The sequence below is a fragment of the Clostridium pascui genome (assembly GCF_016908015.1).
GTDB lineage: Bacteria > Bacillota > Clostridia > Clostridiales > Clostridiaceae > Clostridium_AK > Clostridium_AK pascui.
In genome coordinates this window covers 1-1,343 of record NZ_JAFBDB010000021.1, presented here as the reverse complement: position 1 = coordinate 1,343, position 1,343 = coordinate 1, and the positions used below count along the sequence as shown (strand labels likewise).

At 47.7% G+C, this 1,343-nt stretch carries 1 rRNA gene; it reads right to left on the bottom strand.

The features are described from left to right. Positions 1-1,343, bottom strand: a 23S ribosomal RNA gene (locus JOC70_RS19065); the annotation flags it as partial.

The following is a 1,343-nucleotide window of genomic DNA, read 5'->3' as shown; positions in this document are numbered from 1 at the left end:
TAGTGCGCACATCCTATCCTTCTGTGTCACCCCATCGGTAATAACGTTAGTTAGTGGTATTGGAATATCAACCAATTGTCCATCACCTACGCCTTTCGGCCTCGGCTTAGGTCCCGACTAACCCTGAGCGGACGAGCCTTCCTCAGGAAACCTTAGGTTTTCGGCCAATAAGATTCTCACTTATTTCTCGCTACTTATGCCAGCATACTCACTCCTGTACAGTCCACCGTTCCTTTCGGTACGACTTCAACCCATACAGGAAGCTCCTCTACCACTCTTTCGAGTCCATAGCTTCGGTGGTAAGTTTTAGCCCCGGACATCTTCGGCGCGGGATCTCTTGACTAGTGAGCTATTACGCACTCTTTAAATGAGTGGCTGCTTCTAAGCCAACATCCTAGTTGTCTTAGAAATCCCACATCCTTTTCCACTTAACTTACACTTTGGGACCTTAGCTGATGGTCTGGGCTGTTTCCCTTTTGACCACGGATCTTATCATTCGTAGTCTGACTGCCTGGATAAAAGTATATGGCATTCGGAGTTTGATAGGGTTCGGTAACTGTTGTCAGCCCCTAGCCCATTCAGTGCTCTACCTCCATTACTCAATTACCAGACGCTAGCCCTAAAGCTATTTCGAGGAGAACCAGCTATCTCCGAGTTCGATTGGAATTTCTCCGCTATCCACAGCTCATCCCATGGTTTTTCAACACCAACGTGGTTCGGTCCTCCACGGAATTTTACTTCCGCTTCAACCTGTCCATGGATAGGTCACCCGGTTTCGGGTCTACGGCATGCAACTAGTCGCCCTATTCAGACTCGGTTTCCCTTCGGCTCCGCACCTTAAGTGCTTAACCTTGCTACATACCGTAACTCGCTGGCTCGTTCTACAAAAAGCACGTGGTCACACGTTAATGTGCTTCCACCGGTTGTAGGCACACGGTTTCAGGTTCTATTTCACTCCCCTCCCGGGGTTCTTTTCACCTTTCCCTCACGGTACTACTCCACTATCGGTCACCAGTTAGTATTTAGCCTTGGGAGGTGGTCCTCCCTGCTTCCCACAAGGTTTCACGTGTCTCGTGGTACTCTGGATTAGATCTTAGGATTTCTTTTTTCACATACAGGACTATTACCTTCTACGGTAGAGCGTTCCAGCTCTCTTCTGTTAAAATCCATCCATATTTATGATCTATCCTCAACCCCAGAAACAAGTTTCTGGTTTGGGCTCTTTCCATTTCGCTCGCCGCTACTTAGGAAATCGATTTTTCTTTCTCTTCCTCCGGGTACTTAGATGTTTCAGTTCCCCGGGTCTACCTCCATAAGCCTATGTATTCAGCTTACAGTACATA